This is a genomic window from Nocardia abscessus, assembly GCF_015477775.1.
Lineage (GTDB): Bacteria > Actinomycetota > Actinomycetes > Mycobacteriales > Mycobacteriaceae > Nocardia > Nocardia abscessus_A.
Map to the genome: position 1 here is coordinate 39,949 of NZ_JADLQO010000012.1, position 15,367 is coordinate 55,315.

At 69.0% G+C, this 15,367-nt stretch carries 16 protein-coding genes; 7 read left to right on the forward strand and 9 right to left on the reverse strand.

Annotated features, from left to right (window positions below):
- The 3 genes from IU450_RS26595 to IU450_RS26605 all read left to right on the forward strand — a co-directional run bounded on the left by IU450_RS26595 (window position 1) and on the right by IU450_RS26605 (window position 2,309).
- Window positions 1–498, forward strand: a complete 498-nt coding sequence (locus IU450_RS26595) for a PH domain-containing protein (protein WP_195152486.1) — start codon at window positions 1–3, stop codon at window positions 496–498.
- Window positions 495–2,102 (forward strand): PH domain-containing protein, encoded by a 1,608-nt coding sequence (locus IU450_RS26600; protein WP_195152487.1) that lies wholly within the window; start codon window positions 495–497, stop codon window positions 2,100–2,102. Before IU450_RS26595 ends, IU450_RS26600 begins: the two co-directional genes overlap by 4 nt.
- A 63-nt stretch (window positions 2,103–2,165) precedes the next feature.
- Window positions 2,166–2,309 carry a hypothetical protein gene (locus tag IU450_RS26605; RefSeq protein WP_195152488.1) on the forward strand — a complete coding sequence of 48 codons (144 nt, stop codon included), beginning with the start codon at window positions 2,166–2,168 and terminating at the stop codon, window positions 2,307–2,309.
- Between the two features lie 44 nt (window positions 2,310–2,353).
- Here IU450_RS26605 and IU450_RS26610 read toward each other — a convergent pair whose 3' ends face one another.
- The 5 genes from IU450_RS26610 to typA all read right to left on the reverse strand — a co-directional run bounded on the left by IU450_RS26610 (window position 2,354) and on the right by typA (window position 8,556).
- Window positions 2,354–2,794: a hypothetical protein gene (locus IU450_RS26610; RefSeq protein WP_195152489.1), complete on the reverse strand. Its 441-nt coding sequence runs from the start codon at window positions 2,792–2,794 to the stop codon at window positions 2,354–2,356.
- Entirely contained in the window at window positions 2,791–2,949 is a 159-nt protein-coding gene (locus tag IU450_RS26615; RefSeq protein ID WP_169334215.1) for a hypothetical protein, read from the reverse strand. Before IU450_RS26615 ends, IU450_RS26610 begins: the two co-directional genes overlap by 4 nt.
- A gap of 150 nt (window positions 2,950–3,099) precedes the next feature.
- Window positions 3,100–3,984, reverse strand: coding sequence for an N-acetyl-1-D-myo-inositol-2-amino-2-deoxy-alpha-D-glucopyranoside deacetylase (gene mshB, locus IU450_RS26620; protein WP_195152490.1), 885 nt, complete (start codon window positions 3,982–3,984; stop codon window positions 3,100–3,102).
- Window positions 3,981–5,708: an ABC transporter family substrate-binding protein gene (locus IU450_RS26625; protein WP_324197836.1), complete on the reverse strand. Its 1,728-nt coding sequence runs from the start codon at window positions 5,706–5,708 to the stop codon at window positions 3,981–3,983. The genes mshB and IU450_RS26625 overlap by 4 nt, the downstream gene beginning before the upstream one ends.
- Window positions 5,709–6,657: 949 nt before the next feature.
- Window positions 6,658–8,556, reverse strand: a complete 1,899-nt coding sequence (gene typA, locus IU450_RS26630) for a translational GTPase TypA (RefSeq protein ID WP_195152492.1) — start codon at window positions 8,554–8,556, stop codon at window positions 6,658–6,660.
- A gap of 231 nt (window positions 8,557–8,787) precedes the next feature.
- Here typA and IU450_RS26635 point away from each other — a divergent pair, with 231 nt between their 5' ends.
- A complete protein-coding gene (locus tag IU450_RS26635; protein WP_085994939.1) occupies window positions 8,788–8,964 on the forward strand; it encodes a hypothetical protein in 177 nt (58 codons plus the stop codon).
- Window positions 8,965–9,016: 52 nt separating this feature from the next.
- Window positions 9,017–9,304, forward strand: a complete 288-nt coding sequence (locus IU450_RS26640) for a 4a-hydroxytetrahydrobiopterin dehydratase (RefSeq protein WP_043697419.1) — start codon at window positions 9,017–9,019, stop codon at window positions 9,302–9,304.
- Between the two features lie 185 nt (window positions 9,305–9,489).
- Here the strand turns inward: IU450_RS26640 and IU450_RS26645 are convergent, their stop codons facing one another.
- A complete protein-coding gene (locus IU450_RS26645; protein WP_416382905.1) occupies window positions 9,490–10,800 on the reverse strand; it encodes a mannosyltransferase in 1,311 nt (436 codons plus the stop codon).
- A gap of 239 nt (window positions 10,801–11,039) precedes the next feature.
- Between IU450_RS26645 and IU450_RS26650 the strand changes: the two genes are divergently transcribed.
- Both IU450_RS26650 and IU450_RS26655 read left to right on the forward strand, forming a co-directional pair.
- Window positions 11,040–11,840: a hypothetical protein gene (locus IU450_RS26650; protein WP_195152493.1), complete on the forward strand. Its 801-nt coding sequence runs from the start codon at window positions 11,040–11,042 to the stop codon at window positions 11,838–11,840.
- Between the two features lie 120 nt (window positions 11,841–11,960).
- On the forward strand, window positions 11,961–12,338 hold the full coding sequence (locus IU450_RS26655) for a hypothetical protein (RefSeq protein ID WP_195152494.1): 378 nt from the start codon (window positions 11,961–11,963) through the stop codon (window positions 12,336–12,338).
- A gap of 165 nt (window positions 12,339–12,503) precedes the next feature.
- On the opposite strand, the gene IU450_RS26660 is transcribed toward IU450_RS26655, so the two are convergent.
- From IU450_RS26660 to IU450_RS26670, 3 genes are all read right to left on the reverse strand, one after another.
- On the reverse strand, window positions 12,504–13,217 hold the full coding sequence (locus IU450_RS26660; RefSeq protein ID WP_195152495.1) for a DUF1906 domain-containing protein: 714 nt from the start codon (window positions 13,215–13,217) through the stop codon (window positions 12,504–12,506).
- Window positions 13,218–13,395: 178 nt separating this feature from the next.
- Window positions 13,396–14,523, reverse strand: a complete 1,128-nt coding sequence (locus IU450_RS26665; protein WP_195152496.1) for a hypothetical protein — start codon at window positions 14,521–14,523, stop codon at window positions 13,396–13,398.
- A 230-nt stretch (window positions 14,524–14,753) separates the two neighbouring features.
- Window positions 14,754–15,356 carry a CHAP domain-containing protein gene (locus tag IU450_RS26670; RefSeq protein WP_416382906.1) on the reverse strand — a complete coding sequence of 201 codons (603 nt, stop codon included), beginning with the start codon at window positions 15,354–15,356 and terminating at the stop codon, window positions 14,754–14,756.
- Between the last annotated feature and the right edge of the window lie 11 nt (window positions 15,357–15,367).

Sequence of the window (15,367 nt, forward strand, 5' to 3'; positions counted from 1 at the left end):
ATGTCGCAGCCGCGCACGATCATGGCCGAGCCGGCCTGGCGCCCGAGTCCGAAGGCGAAGCTCCTGTGGACCGTGCAGGCCGCGCTGGCCTGGATGATCCCGTTCGCGGCGCTGCTGGTGTGGGCGGTGCTGGACTCCGCGCACCGCGGCTGGCAGCTCGGATGGTTCCTGCTCGCGCTGGTGCCCGCCGCGCTGAACATCGGGGTGGCGCCGTGGTGGCGGTACGCCGTGCACCGCTGGGAGGTCACCGACGAGGCGGTCTACACCCGGGTGGGCTGGCTCACCCAGGAGAGCCGGGTCGCGCCGATCTCGCGGGTGCAGACCGTCGACACCGAGCGCGGTCCGCTCGAGCGCCTGCTCGGCCTGGCCACGGTCACCGTGACCACCGCGTCTTCCGCGGGAGCGGTCCAGATCAGCGCGCTGGATCTCCCGGTGGCCGAAGAGACCGTGACGCGGCTGGCCCGCATCGCCGCCCAGCACCGCGGCGACGCGACATGAGCGGCGAGCCGGCGGCGGACCCCGCGCAGGCCGAGCAACCGTGGCAGCGGCTGGACAAGCGGATGCTGCTGGTCCATCCCATTACCGAGTTGGTGAAGTTCATCCCGGTGCTGATCGGGTCGGTGATCCTCGGCACCAGCAGCGGCAACCACATGTGGAGCATCATCCCGATCGTGCTGATCGTCGGGTTCGCGCTGACCCGCTGGTTCACCACGACCTACCGGGTCGGGCCGACGCACGTCGAGTTGCGAACCGGACTGCTGGCACGCAAGAAACTGTCGGTGCCGCGATCGCGGATCCGCTCGGTGGACATCGAGGCGGACCTGCTGCACCGGATGCTCGGGCTCGCGGTGCTGGCGATCGGGACCGGCCAGCAGGCCGACTCGGGTGAGCAGTTCAAGCTCGACGCTCTGGACGCACGGGGCGTACCGCCGTTGCGCACCGCACTGCTCGCCCACACGGCGGGTCCCGCGCACGCGCCAGAGGATCGAAAACAATCGCAGGAGAACGTATCCGGTGGTTTCACCGGGACGCGTACCCGGGGGCGCGAGATCGGGCACTGGAGTCCGGCCTGGGTGCGCTACGCCCCGCTGTCGCTGACCGGGTTCGCGATCATCGCACCGATCGTCGGCCTCGCGTTCCAGTACGGGCTCGGCGAGGTCGTCTTCCGGTCGGACGCGGTGCACGACGTGGAGGACGGCGGCGCGTTCGTCCTCGCGCTCGCCGGGGCCGCACTGTTGTGCGTCATCGTCCTCGTGGTCAGCGGCGCGGCGTGCGCGCACTATCTGACCACCTATTTCGGGCTACGCGTCCGCGACGACGGCAAGACCTTGCAGCTGCGCCATGGACTGTTCACCACCCGCCAGATCACCCTCGACCGGGCGCGGCTGCGCGGGGCCACGGTCAAGGAACCGCTGCTGCTGCGCCTGGCGGGCGGCGCCGAACTCGAAGCGATCATGACCGGTGAGAACCCGCGGCAGAAGATCCTGCCGCAGGCCCCGCGCGGCGCCGTCGAGCACACCCTCGGCCATCTGCTGGCCCCCGACGACGTACGCGAGAGCGACCTACCCGGCGGTCCCGACGCGCGGCCGTCGGGAGCAGGGGCGTCGGACGCGCACACCGTCCCGGCGCCGGGCAGCGCCCCTCTGATCGCGCACGGCCCGGCCGCGCGGCGCCGCAGGCATACCCGCGCGCTCGCGCCGGTCGTCTTCATCGCGGCGGTGATGGCGGCTATCTCCCTTGCGGGACAGCACTATTCACCGTGGTGGTGGCTGCTGCCCGGCCTCGCGCTGCCGCTCGCGCTCGCACTCGCGGAGGACCGCTACCGCGGCCTCGGGCACGCGGTGCTCCCCCGCACGGCAGCAGGCCCGACCTGGCTGATCACCCGGACCGGATCGCTCGACCGGGATCGTGACTGCCTGGAGGCGCCCGGCGTGATCGGCTGGACAGTGCGTCAGACCGTGTTCCAGCGGCGCGCCGGGGTCGCCACGGTGGTCGCGGCGACCGCGGCGGGCAAGAAGCGCTACGCGGTGGTCGACCTTCCCGCCGACGAAGCATGGCAGCTCATCGAAGCCGTCACCCCGGGGCTGACCGCCGCGCGCTGAGCACCCGCGCATCGGTGTCGCTGATCAGTTGCCGAGCGACTGCGGGGTTCAATGGACGCCGTGGTGACCAAGACCGAGCCGCACCCGCGGGAGCCGCGGATCGCCGACCGCCGCGTCCGGCAGATGCAGCGCGCGGACAAGTTCCGGCTGACCGCGATCGGCGGGCTCGCCGCGCTCTCGCTGGACGCGCTGTCCAGCGTCGCGTAACAGACCGCCGCCGGGCAGGGTCCGGCTCGCTCGAGCCGCCCGGCTCAGTGGCGGGTGAAGATGTGCGCGTTCGCCTGGATGTAGATGTACGCCAGCGGCGGGAGCAGCCCGCTGAACAACAACAGCGCTGTGCGCCAATCATTGCCGAGCAGTACGTCACCGCCCGGCCCCCTGCTCGCGCAGACCAGGAAGCCGAACGCCCAGGCCACCACCGGAAGACCCAGGACCGCGGGGCGCCGGGTGACCGTTCGCACGCCCGCGACGAGCAGGACGTTCACCACCCCGGCCGCCACCACGGATACCGGAAACGCGAGGGAGCCCAGATAGGTCGGCAGGTACAGCACTTCGAGCGCCAAGGTGACCAGGGCGTCGAAAATCAGCAGCACGACGATCACCTGGCCCAGAGCGACGCTTACCGGCAGCCGGGTGGCGCCGGCCGCCACGGGAGCGTGATCGCCTGCGTGGTCGTCGACCTTGGTCGTCACGGCACCGGAGGATAGCCGAGGAGGGTCAACAGGTGGCTCTGCATATCGGCGAACGCGTACAGCACGGTCATATACAGATCGTGCTGCTCCTGCCAGTGCGGCCGCATACTGTCGACGAACGCCGCGATCGCGTTCTGGAGCTCCCAGTTGTACATACTGCCGAGTCTATTCCGGCGCTCCGAGGCGCATGATCAGTTCTCCCGGTCGGCGACCACCCGGGTATTCGCCGGTGGTCGCGCCACGCAGATGATGCTCGTGGCAACCCTCAGGCAACCCTCAGGCAACGCGGAATCGCCGGGATTCCGTCATTCCACTCCGGCGATCAAATCGTGCTCCCGGCCGTCCGGGCCGAGCGGTCCGCGCCGACCTCGCACCAGGATGAAATGCTCCTCGGGCAGCACCGGCTGGGCGACATTGTTCGACAGCGCGAATTCCCGACCGGACGGCGCGACGGTGACCTGGGTGGCATGTGCCCGCAGCGCGGCGCGCTTGGCGGCCAGCACGTCGGAGACGTCGATCGTGGTGGTGACCTCGTGGCTGGGCACGCTGGCGAGCTCGCCTTCCGCGGGCAGCCGCCAGCCCGACGGCAGCGCGCCGGGCAGGCCGGCAGCCGTGCGCCGGGCCAGCGCGGTGGTGTGCGAGCGAAGCATGTCGGCGTCGGTGACGGTCCAGTAGAACTTCGGGGTGTCCCAGCCCTCGCCCGCGGCAACCCGCACCGCGGCCGTGGTGATCTCGTGCGCCCGGATGTGGTCCGGGTGGCCGTAGCCGCCTCTCGGGTCGTAGCCGACCACCACGCGCGGTCGCAAGCGCAGCACCACGTCCGTGAGAGCCCGCACCGCTTCGTCCCCGGAACGCACGAAGACCCGCGGCTTGTTCGCGGCCGGGGTTCCCGCCATTCCGGAGTCCCGCCAGCGGCCCGCGCCACCGAGGAAGAGCGGCGGCCCCGCGTCCAGCGCCTTCAGCGCACGAGACAGCTCCAGCACGCGATAACCGCCGAGCTGGTCGGCGTGCTGCGCGGCGAGCAGAGCCCACTCGTCGCCGATCACCTCGCCCTCCTCGCCGAGGGTGCAGGTGACCACGGTCACCGGCACGCCGCGACGACGGTAGAGCGCGATCGTCCCCCCGGTGGTGATGGACTCGTCGTCCGGATGGGCGTGCACCAGCAGCAGCCCGCCGGTCGCCGCCGTCACGGGATCCTGCGCCACATGGACGCGTCGCCGAAGACGCCGACCTGGATCGCGCCGCTGAGCGAGGCGCCGTCCACCCGGGGACCGGACGCGGCGACGGCGTTGTCCTGCACGATCGGCAGCACCGTCGCCATGGCCCACAGCTTGGGCTCCGCTTCGGCCAGCACGCGTGCCACGTCGCCGCCCCGCAGAGCCTCGTCGATCGCGGGTTGCAGGGCCGGATCACACACTCCGGACAGGTTGCTCGGAGCGCGCTGCGCCGCCTCGGCGATGGCCTGCGCCGGGCCGGTGACCCCCGGCAGCGCGGGCGGCGGGCATCCATAACGGGACGCCAACACGGTCGCCGGATCGGAACCAGCCACCTCCCAGCCGACGATCGCGTCGACCGTGCCCTCGATCAGTTCCTTGCCGTACAGCTCGTCGGCGGCGACGCTGCGCACCGTCGCGTCGATGCCCGCGCTGCGCAACTGGTCGGCGGCGGTGTTGGCCACCGCCAAGGCGGTCGCGTCCCGATCGACCGCGCCGATGCGCACGACCAGCGGCTTGCCGTCCTTCCCGATGGTGCGCGGCTGCGGTGCGGGCGAGGTCGGAGAGGTCGCGGGCGGCGGCTCCGGCGCACGTCCGTACCCCGCGGCGGCGAGCAGCCCGAACGCCTCCTCCGCGGACGGCCGCGGCGGGGCGGTCGGGGCGTAGCCGGGGTCGGACGGCGCGAGCACCTGCGCGCGAGCCGGTTCCACCCAATTGCCGGTCTGCGCGCCGACCGTCGCCAGCAGGGCGGGATCGAGCAGCGCCAGCACACCCGAACGCACCCGAGGATCGCTCAGTTCACCTTTGCGCCCGTTGAGCACCAGTTGCAGCACCCGCGACTGCGGCATGATCGCGGTCCGCACCGAGGGAATCGCCCCCAGCTGCGCCTGCGTCGCCACGCCGCCGTGGACCAGCGCCATCTGGACGTCGCCGGTGCGCAGCGAGCCCGCCAGCTGCGCGGTGGTGCCGCCGCGGCGGAGCAGGATCTGACCCGGCATCGCCGGTGTACCCCAGAACCGGTCGTTGCGTTCCAGCAGCATCTCGTCGCGGCCGGGGTCCGCCGAGCGGATCCCGAACGGGCCCCCGGACACGCGGACGCCGTTGACCTGACCGTTCATTCCCCGGGCGAACCCGCCGGGGGCGTCTTTGAGCAGATGGGACGGCAGCAGATCGGAGAACAACTGGTGCCAGCCGGGGTACGGCTGCGACATCACGACGGTGACCGTCTTGCCGCCGGCCGACGAGTTCACATCCGAGATCAACCGGTATCCGGCCGGATCGACCACGCCCGGTTCGGAGATCATCTCCTGCCACAGGTAGCGGAAGTCCTCGGCCGCGATCGGCGCCCCGTCCGACCAGGACGCTTCGTTGCGCAGCTTGTAGGTGATCGTGAACGGTTCCTGCGCGGTCACTTCGGCGGAGATCAGCAGCGACGAATCCGGCACCCAGGCCGTCGCTCCGGGCCGCGCCGGATCGAGCACCGGCCGGAACGGGCTGGGCAGCACCAGCGAGGCGATCGCCGAGGTGGCCGGGGACTGGTCCGAGCGCAGATGCGGATTGAAGGCGGTACCGATGGTGTCCAAGGCGACCACCACGGTCGTCTCCGCGGGCTTGACCGGTGTGGTCTTCGGGCTGTCGGTGCTCTCGATGGGCGGCGGCGGGTTCGCCGCACAGCTGCTGATCAAGGTCAGCACTGCCACGGCCGGCAACAACGTGCGCCACGCTGCGCGTTTTCCTGCGCCCACTTTCACGCTCGGGAACTCTACCGTACGGTCGAGTCCGGTCGCAGATTCCTGCCGACGTCGAGGGAATCGCCGTGAGCGCGCTGTTATCGGCGTAGAAGAACGCAGAAGAAACTGCAAGCGCGCCGCCGGTCGATGAGGTCACGCGCCGTACGGTGCCAAACCTCGGCAAATATTCGGCGTACCCGCCACGGCCGCAATACACGGTTGCGGAACCGCGCGAGGGAAGGCCGGAGGATGCACGGCGGCGGCGTCTGCGGAACCGGACGAGGCATCGCCGCGCTCCGAAAGTGAACAATTGCGCCGAGACGTCGAACAGCGCGGAAGCTCGACCCTTCGAGCGGCATCGGGCGGTAGCGCCGACGATCCGACCAACTCGCTCGATACTTGCACGTCAAGCCGGTTTCGGTCCCCGCGCGCAGTTCGTCGGACGACAGCTCATCTCCGCCACATGCGCGGTGCGAGACGATGCCGCGAACACACCCCCCGCCGACGAATCTTCCCGAACGACGGGAGACCTCCGATATGACTATCGCGTCGCCCATGGTTCACAATTTTCCCACAGCCGGAAATCACCCGTGCGCGATTATCCACACGGTACCGCTCATTTCTCATAGCCGCGCGTCACATGGACTGCACGAATAGCGGAGTATTCCGAACCATATGGCCAGCAAACACGGTGAATTCAGCTTTTCGATCCACCGCGACCCGGAGCCGAAAATTACAAATTGTTCTAGGACAGTTGCGTCCACAGCAATTTCCGACCTATCGGAACGAATTGCGAGGTCGACCCATCTGTGCGCGGCCCCTGCGCGGCGATCACGCGGACGACGCGTGAAAGCCACCCCACCGGCACGAGTTCCGGCGTCACCACAGCGACACCGGAACCCGTTCAGCCGGAAGAGAACTACAGCGCCGCGCGGTCGCGTGCCTTGCGCCGCGACAGTTCCCGCGCGCGCTCGTTCTGCCCGAGGATCACCTTGCGCACCCGGACCACTTCGGGGGTGACCTCCACGCACTCGTCGGCGGCGCAGAACTCCATCGCGCCTTCGAGATCCAGTTGCAGCGGCTTGGCCAGGGTCTCGATCACGTCGGCGGTCGAGCTGCGCATATTGGTCAGCTTCTTCTCCCGCGTGACGTTGATGTCGAGATCCTCCGCGCGGGGATTCACGCCGACCACATGGCCTTCGTAGGTGTCCGCGCCGGGCTCCACGAAGAACTGCCCGCGGTCGGCCAGCTGGATCATGGCGAACGGCGTCACGCTGCCCGACCGGTCCGAGACCAGCGAGCCGGTGTGCCTGGCCCGGATCTCGCCTGCCCACGGCGCGTAGCCGTGCGACACCGCGTTGGCGATGCCGGTGCCGCGGGTCTCGGTGAGGAAGTCGGTGCGGAAGCCGATCAGGCCACGGGAGGGGACGATGAACTCCATGCGCACCCAGCCCGCGGCGTGGTTGCTCATCTGCACCATCTTGCCCTTGCGCGCGGCCAGCAGCTGGGTGATCGCGCCGAGGTATTCGTCGGGGCAGTCGATGGTCAGCTCTTCGTACGGCTCGTGGACCTTGCCGTCGACCTGCTTGGTGACCACCTGCGGCTTGCCGACGGTCAGCTCGAAGCCCTCGCGGCGCATGGTCTCGACCAGGATGGCCAGCGCCAGCTCACCACGGCCCTGTACCTCCCAGGCGTCCGGGCGGCCGATGTCGAGCACGCGCAGCGACACGTTGCCGACCAGCTCCTGGTCCAGGCGCGCCTTCACCATGCGGGCGGTCAGCTTGTGGCCCTGCACCCGGCCGACCAGCGGCGAGGTATTGGTGCCGATGGTGACCGAGATGGCCGGCTCGTCGACGGTGATGCGCGGCAATGCGACGGGTTCGTCGATGTCGGCGAGGGTGTCGCCGATCATGATGTCCGGAATGCCCGCGATGGCGACGATGTCGCCCGCCACGGCGAGCTCACCGGGCTGACGCTCGACGCCGATCGTCTGCAGCAGTTCGGTGATCTTCACCTGCTTGACGCCGTCGGCGTGCATCCACGCCACGTTCTGGCCCTTGCGCAGTTCGCCGTTGTGGACGCGGACCAGCGCGAGGCGGCCGAGGAACGCCGAGGCGTCCAGGTTGGTCACGTGCGCCTGCAGCGGCGCGGTCGGGTCGCCCTTCGGCGCGGGGATGTGTTCGAGCAGCACGTCGAACAGCGCGTCGAGATTCTCGGCGGCGGGCGCGTTGCCGTTCTCCGGACGTTCCTTGGACGCCTTGCCTTCTCGCCCGGAGGCGTACAGCACCGGGAGGTCGAGCGCGAGCTCGGCGGCCTCGGCGGCGGCGTCGTCCAGATCGGAGGCCAGGTCCAGCAGCAGGTCGTGGCTTTCCTCCACGACCTCCTCGATGCGGGCGTCGGGGCGATCGGTCTTGTTGACTACCAGGATCACCGGCAGCGACGCGGCCAGCGCCTTGCGCAGTACGAACCGGGTCTGCGGCAACGGTCCCTCGGACGCGTCGACCAGCAGCACGACGCCGTCCACCATGGACAGGCCGCGCTCGACCTCGCCGCCGAAGTCGGCGTGACCCGGGGTATCGATGACGTTGATGACGGTGACCGAGCCATCCGGATGATGGCGGTGCACCGCGGTGTTCTTAGCGAGAATGGTGATGCCCTTCTCGCGTTCCAGATCCCCGGAGTCCATCACGCGATCGACGGGCTCGGCCCGCTCGGCGAAGGCGCCCGACTGGCGCAGCATGGCGTCGACCAGGGTCGTCTTGCCGTGGTCGACGTGGGCCACGATGGCGACGTTGCGGAAATCGCGTGCAGACGACACGCCTGAATCCTCCTGCTGTTCGGTGTGGGGCGCCGACGGTGCTCGGTGTCCGGCGTGAGTGGACCCTACGTGGTTACGCAGGCAGCCGCCTCCGGGTCCTGACGCTCACGCCGGGCTCCTTGCAAACGGGTGGAGAATCGAAACTCACCGGGCATCGCGGCCAGGTACACCCTACCGGCAGTCTGTTTCGCGCCGCGTTTCAGGCTTTGTAGTTAGGGTAAGCTAACCGCCGTGGGCAAGGTCAAAGCAAAGAAGGTTTCGAGCCTGAAACCGAAGAAGAAGTGCTGTCGGAAGAAGACGCGCTGCTTGAAGTGCCCCGTGGTCATCATGCGGATGAAGAAGTGCGAAGCAGCCGGTGTCACCGGCAAGGATCTGAAGAAGGCACTCAAGCAGGCCCGCGCAGCCTGACCCCCGCCGCCACCGTTTCCGGGGCGGCCCGAGGCGAGTAGTAAGGAGTGTTATGGCCCAGCAGACACTGCTTTCCGATACCGAGATCGCCGAGGCCCTCACCGAACTGCCGGACTGGACCAGATCAGGGGACAACCTGGTCCGCACTGTCCAAGCGCCCACCTTTCCCGCGGGCATCGAACTCGTGCGCCGGGTCGCGGAAGCCGCGGAGGAGGCCGATCACCACCCGGACATCGACATCCGCTGGCGCAAAGTCACCTTCAGTCTGTCCACCCATTCCGCGGGCGGACTCACCGCGCTGGACGTCGCCCTGGCGCACGAGATAGATCGGTTGTGTTGAATTGCCGCGACTTCGTCGCGGCGGGTTCGCGGCCCTCTTGTGGCTCGCGAGCCGGGCCGCGAACGGCGGATGCTCGGTCTCGCTTCGCTCGAAATCTGGGGTTGAGGTGGGCTGGGCGCGTTGGTCTTCGGGCGCTGATACATAGTGCGGGCGGTTTGTAGCGGCTGACCGATGGACCGTGGCATTTATGCGGCGCGCGCGGGGCCTTCGGTCGGTACGCGCGTTTCCTCGTGCGGGCCCGAGCGCGCGTGCCGGGGCCCGAAGCGGATCACCCAGAGATAGAAGACCACGACGCCGAGCACGTCGACGGCGCCGAGCCAGGCCAGCACGCCCGGGCGGGAAATGGTCCAGATCGAATCCTGGAAGAACGACAGCACCCACGGCACGCCGACGAGCATGGTCACCAGCCAGTATCCGGCGATGATCCGCGCGCCGGGCGCCCGGCGCAGCGGCCCGTAGACCAGCCAGAGCACCGTCGGCAGCAGCCACACCCAGTGATGCGACCATGAGATGGGCGAGATCATCAACCCGAACAACTGCACGATGATCAGCGTGCCGAGCCGGTCGTCGGGGGCGAGCTTGCGCCAAGCCAGGAATGCCAGCGCCGCGACCACGACCACGGCCGCGATCCACCACGGGCCGGATTCCACGTCGTAACCGAGGATCCGGCTCAGGGCGCCGCGCAACGACTGGTTCCACACCGAGCCCACCGGGCCGATCCGATCGGCGTCCCCGAGCAGCGTGCCGAAGTATCGGCGCGCCTCGGTCGGCGCGATCAGGAAACTCACGCCGACCGTCGCGCCGAACACCACCGCCGACCACGCCACAGTCCCCCAGCGCCTGCGCGCGACGAAATACAGGCCGGTGATCGCGGGCGTCAGCTTGATGCCCGCGACGATCCCGACCAATCCGCCGGAGATCCACCATCGCGAACTGCGCACCGCGAGCATCCCGCCGAGCACCAAAAACACATTGACCTGGCCATAATCCATCGTGGTCCGCACCGGCTCCAGCCATAGCCCCAGCGCGGTCCAGCCGACGGTTGCGGCCCGCCACTGTGGCGAGCGCAGCCGCTGCGCGCCGAACATCAACTCGAAACCGATGTGCACCACCGCGTACAGCGCCGCGGCGATGGCCAGCAGCCAGGCCACCGCGACCACCGTGAACGGCAGATAGTGCAGGGGGAAGAAGACCAGCGCCGCGAACGGCGGATAGGTGAACGGCAGCGGGAAGTCCGGCGTCTTCTCCGCATAGGTGAAGTCGTAGAGCTGATCGGTCAGCAACGCGGCCGACCCACCGACGTAGACGTGCAGATCGACCAGGTTCATCCCATTCGGGGACAACAGCATCCAGAGCAGCCGGGCCAGCACGGACAGGCCGAGCATCGACACAGCCCATCGGAGGTGACGATTCAAATCGCTGGCTTTCGGCTCGGGAGCGGTGCGTCGGTTCGGCGCGCCCGGACTTCGATGTTCTGGCGACAGCGCGGACGGCACGGATTAGATTAACCGCAGCGCGAATGCGGTCGGCGCCCCCCTGGAACCACCGGTAACATTTGCATCAACTTTCACACCAGTAACACAAAGGCGCGGTATGTTCTGCTAACACTGATCGTCCCCGGCGCCTTTCGGACGCCGCGGCTGTACACGTAGCCGCAATGTCCCTAGAGTGACCCCGAAACGATGGCTTTTAGCAATCGAACCCAGATGTACCCGAGGTAAGGACGGCCAGACCAGTGCTTCGCACCCGAGGATCGCGGATCGCATTGTCCGCACTCGCCATCGCGGCGAGTGCCACGCTCGCCGCGCCGACGACAGCAATCGCGGCCCCCGCGACCGCCCCCGCGGCGACAACGAACAGCGTTCCCATGGTTCCCGAAGGTGTTCCGGTGGATGCGCTGGCCGCGCTCGCCCCAGCCATAGTCGGCGCCATCGCGGGCCCCGCGGATATCGCGAGCCCCGCCGGGATCGCGGGCCCGCAGTCGGCCATCCTGGATCAGGCGCGCAGGCTGTTGGCTACCTTGAACCTGCCGCCGCAGATCAAGTCCACACTGGAACGGATCATCACCTTCCTGGACGGCAGCGGTGGCGGTGGCCCCGAGGTGCCGCAGGACGGCCCGGTGATCGCGCAGTTCCTGTACCCGACCATCGGCAAGGGCTGCATCGGCCCGACCTCCGACTCCGTCGGCACCGCGCTGGCCGTGCCCGGCCCGGCCACGCTGCCGCCGCCGGGACCGCAGGCGGGTCAGACCGGGTTCGTCTTCACCGCCCTCGGCACCAAGTCGCCGACGCCGGTGCAGAACCCGCCGATGACGGTGCAGTGGCTCAACCTCGACACCCGCCAGTCCGGCGTCCAGCCGCTGACCGACGAGGCCAAGATCAACCCCGATGGCCCCGCCACGCTGTCCGCGATCGCCGACACCGGCTTCGGCCGGGTCGTCGCGGTCGTCTCCGGTTCGCTGACCACCAAGTCCGGTGACGACGCGCCGCGGACCTGCTCGTTCCTGCCGACACTCGGATTCTTCACCGTCGGCTGAGCCTTCCGGCCGAGGGCGGCGATCCCATCGGGATCGCCGCCCTCGTCGTTTCCGTGAAGACCTCGAAAAGATCCGCCGCCTCGCCCCACGAGCGGTCCGCACTGTGGTAGACCGCTAACTATGGCGACCACCGATTGCTCGAAATCCAAGGACAGTTCGACACGGCCGGGTCACTCCATCCGGAGCAGGCGCTCACACCGATCCATCCTGTCGATCCGCTCGGAGGGGTCGATCCTGTCGATCGGATCGGCCTACTCCATCCTGTCCATCGGCAGCGTCGGCTCGGTGCTGTCGATCGGATCGGTGGGATCGTTCGGGTCGGCGATCTCGTCGTTCTCCTTCGCCAGCCTCGGCTCCGCGTTCTCCGGCGCGTCCCGGTGGTCGCTGTTCTCCTGGCTCGGCGACCACGAAGCGCCGGACAGCCGCCCGTCGCTGCGCGTCGTCCCGGACGACGAACCCGACTTGCGCGTCGCACCGATGAGCCACTGCCAGACGTAGGATTCGCAGCGCCTTCGGGGCGCTGCGTGTTCGCGGCCCCTCATGGCTCACTCCCGAGCAACCGCCGCTGGTGACTCCGCCGCGGACGCGGCGGCCGCTAGCCGCTGGGGGGATACGGACCTTCGGATGCGAGCGGCCGGGTAGCCGGTCGAACCGGATTCCGTTTCACCACTGCCCGTACTCGGGTGTGAGCACGTTGTTCACATCGATCCCCACCCCGTCGATGGATCGTTTGTCGATCTCGAACTGGTGCAGATGGGCGGTGGGGTGCACGAAACCCTTCGGGGTGCCCCAGTTGTGCTGCCAGTACCAGGAACACAATCCCGCGGTCCGGGCCAGCTCGATGGTGGGAGTGTTCGCGTAGACGCCGGTGTTCTCCTTGCCGAGCACGGACTGCCAGCCCAGCAGGTACGGCGCGATCATGGTGGCGAAGTCGACCGGGGAGGGGTTGTCGTCGATGGACGCGTAGATCGGCACGTTGTCGGGGCCGCCCGCGGCGCGGTGCAGCGCGAGCCCGCGCTCGGCGTGCCGCTTGCCCGCCTCCAGACCCCCGCGCCAGTCCGCGGACGGCCCCTTGCCGAACTGGTAGCACGAAACGATCCGCAGACCCGCCGCTTTGAGGTCGTCGACCTCGGCGGAGCGCAGCGGTTTGCCCGCCATCCACTCGGCGCCGGGCCTGCGATCGGACACGTAGCGGATCACGCCGAGATGTCCCGCGTCGCGGATCGCCGCGGCCGATGGCACGCCGCCCGCATAGTCGATCAGGGTGCCGAGCGAGGGCCGGGCGGAGGCCGGGGCCGCCGCCGCGGTCACGCCGACCACGGCCGCGGCGGCCGCGTAGGCGAACAGATCACGCCGGGATACCGAGCTGGAACGCATCGTGGACTCCTTCGCGCAACCCGACATGGATGGCAGCGTGCCCGGCGCACCTTCCCCATACCTGATGCGCGCCGGGAGCCTCGAACGTGAACTCATTTCACCACATTCACATTAGAACCGCTAGACCCAGGAGAAACACGTTTCACATTTGCCACAGAAGCAAACGCCGTCTCGAGGCTCAGGCGACGCCGTCGATGCGTGCGGCGACGTCGATGGTGCGCATCGCCGGGTCGGCGAGTTCTCTGCGGATCACCGCCGCCACCTGTGCCACCACCTGCTTCTTGATCCCGGCGAGCGCACCGAGGGCGGCCGCCCGCGCGCCGTGCGCGGTGAACTCCATCCGGATGTCCGCCGGGTTCGGCGGCGGCACGTCGATCACCACGCGCAACGGGTCGGCGGCGCGGGCGGTGAGCACCAACGGCACCTCGACGTCGGCGCGATAGCGATTGGCTTTCAGCACGTCCACCGTGATGTCCAGGCTCACCGGCAAGGTCAGGTCGAACGCGACCGGTTCCGCCGCCCGGTCCGTCAGTCGCGGTATCCGGACCGCGCCGCGGACGGTCACCACCACACCGGCCCGCGGCCCCGTCCGCAGCGGCCCGACCTCGATCGGCCGGCCCGCCAACCGCTCCACGACGTCGCACACCCGTTCGCGCGTCACGATGCGGGAGAAGAATCGATGACCGAATTCGTCGTAGCCGATCCAATCGAACGCGGTCTTGTCCCGATGCGGCGAGCGCTTGCCCGCGACCATGGCCTCGACGTCGAACACCAGGCCGCGGCGGGTGTGCGGATCCGCCAGCATGGCGTTGACCCGGGAGGCGACCTCCCGCTGCACGACGCCCGCGATCGGGTCGAGCAGCCATTCCCACGCCGAGTCCACCGCTTGGGCGCGCAGGACGAAGCTGATGTCGCGCTGGGTGATCGGCGGGATTTCGATGATGATGAGCACGGGTTCGGCGGTGCGGGCGTGCAGGGTCAGATCTATTTCGACCCTGGCCTCCAAGCGCAGCTTCCGGCCACCGAGCAGCACCTTCAGCGTCAGCGACACCGGAACGGTGACCTCGAAGGTCACGCGTGGACCGCTGTCCAGGACGCGCGGGGTGCCGACCTTCCCTTCGGCGACGAAACCGGCGAGCCCGGCCGGGCCGATCGAGACCGGGCCGATGGTGATGCCGCGCCCCGCCATGCCCGAGACGGCGGACTCGATCCGCGCAGCGTTCACGGCGTGCGTGACGAAACGCGCACCGAACTCGGCGTAGTCGATCCAGCCGGGCGCACTACCCGCGTCGTCGGTCGGATGCATCAATAGTCCCGGAACCCTCACCTCTCGATGGACACCCGACACGGTACGCGACCGATCTTGTCCCGCCCCGGAACGCGCTGGTCTGCCCGAGATCCCCGTCCTGCCGATGAGGGGGAAGCAGGGCGGGGACCGGCGACGGCGCTGCCGGGCGCCGCCGTCTCCATCGTAGGACTATCCGGCACGCCGTTTCACCCGCATATCGAACAGAATCCGCTGCGGGGAGGCGCTCGTCACAGTCGTCCGAAACCGACCACACCGGGTAGATCGGCCAGGGCGAGCCGGTACATGCGGACCTCGCCGAACTCGTTGCCGCCGATGGTGGTCACCTCGCCCGCGTCAGCCCACAGGACGATGTTGGTGTGCTGCCCATAGGGACTGGACTCTCCGTACAGCAGCACGTCGCCGGTGCGCGGGTGGTAGCCCGACCCGACTGCGGAGAACCGTCCGTTGCTCTCGTAGTACTCCTGCAGCGTGTACACGCCCGGAATCCGCCACGAGCCCGAATGCGGATTGGACAGCGGCACGCCCGCCTCGCGGAACACCCAGCTGACGAAGTCGGCGCACCATGCCTCATCGACCCCCTCGGCGTATTTCGTCCCGGCTCCCGGATCGTTGAATTCGCGCTCGGCGACCGCCACGATCCTGGCCTGAGCCGGATCCAGCGCCGACCGATCGAGGGCAGGGAACTCGGTGAGACGTTCCTCCCCGATCGCCGGATCGCCCCAGCGGTCCTGCCACAGATAGACCCCGGCGACTGCGGCGGCGGCCACACCGAGCGCCACCAAGACGAGCGCGATCCACCGACCCGTCTGTGATCCCGATTGTCGTCGCACCGTCCCGGTCC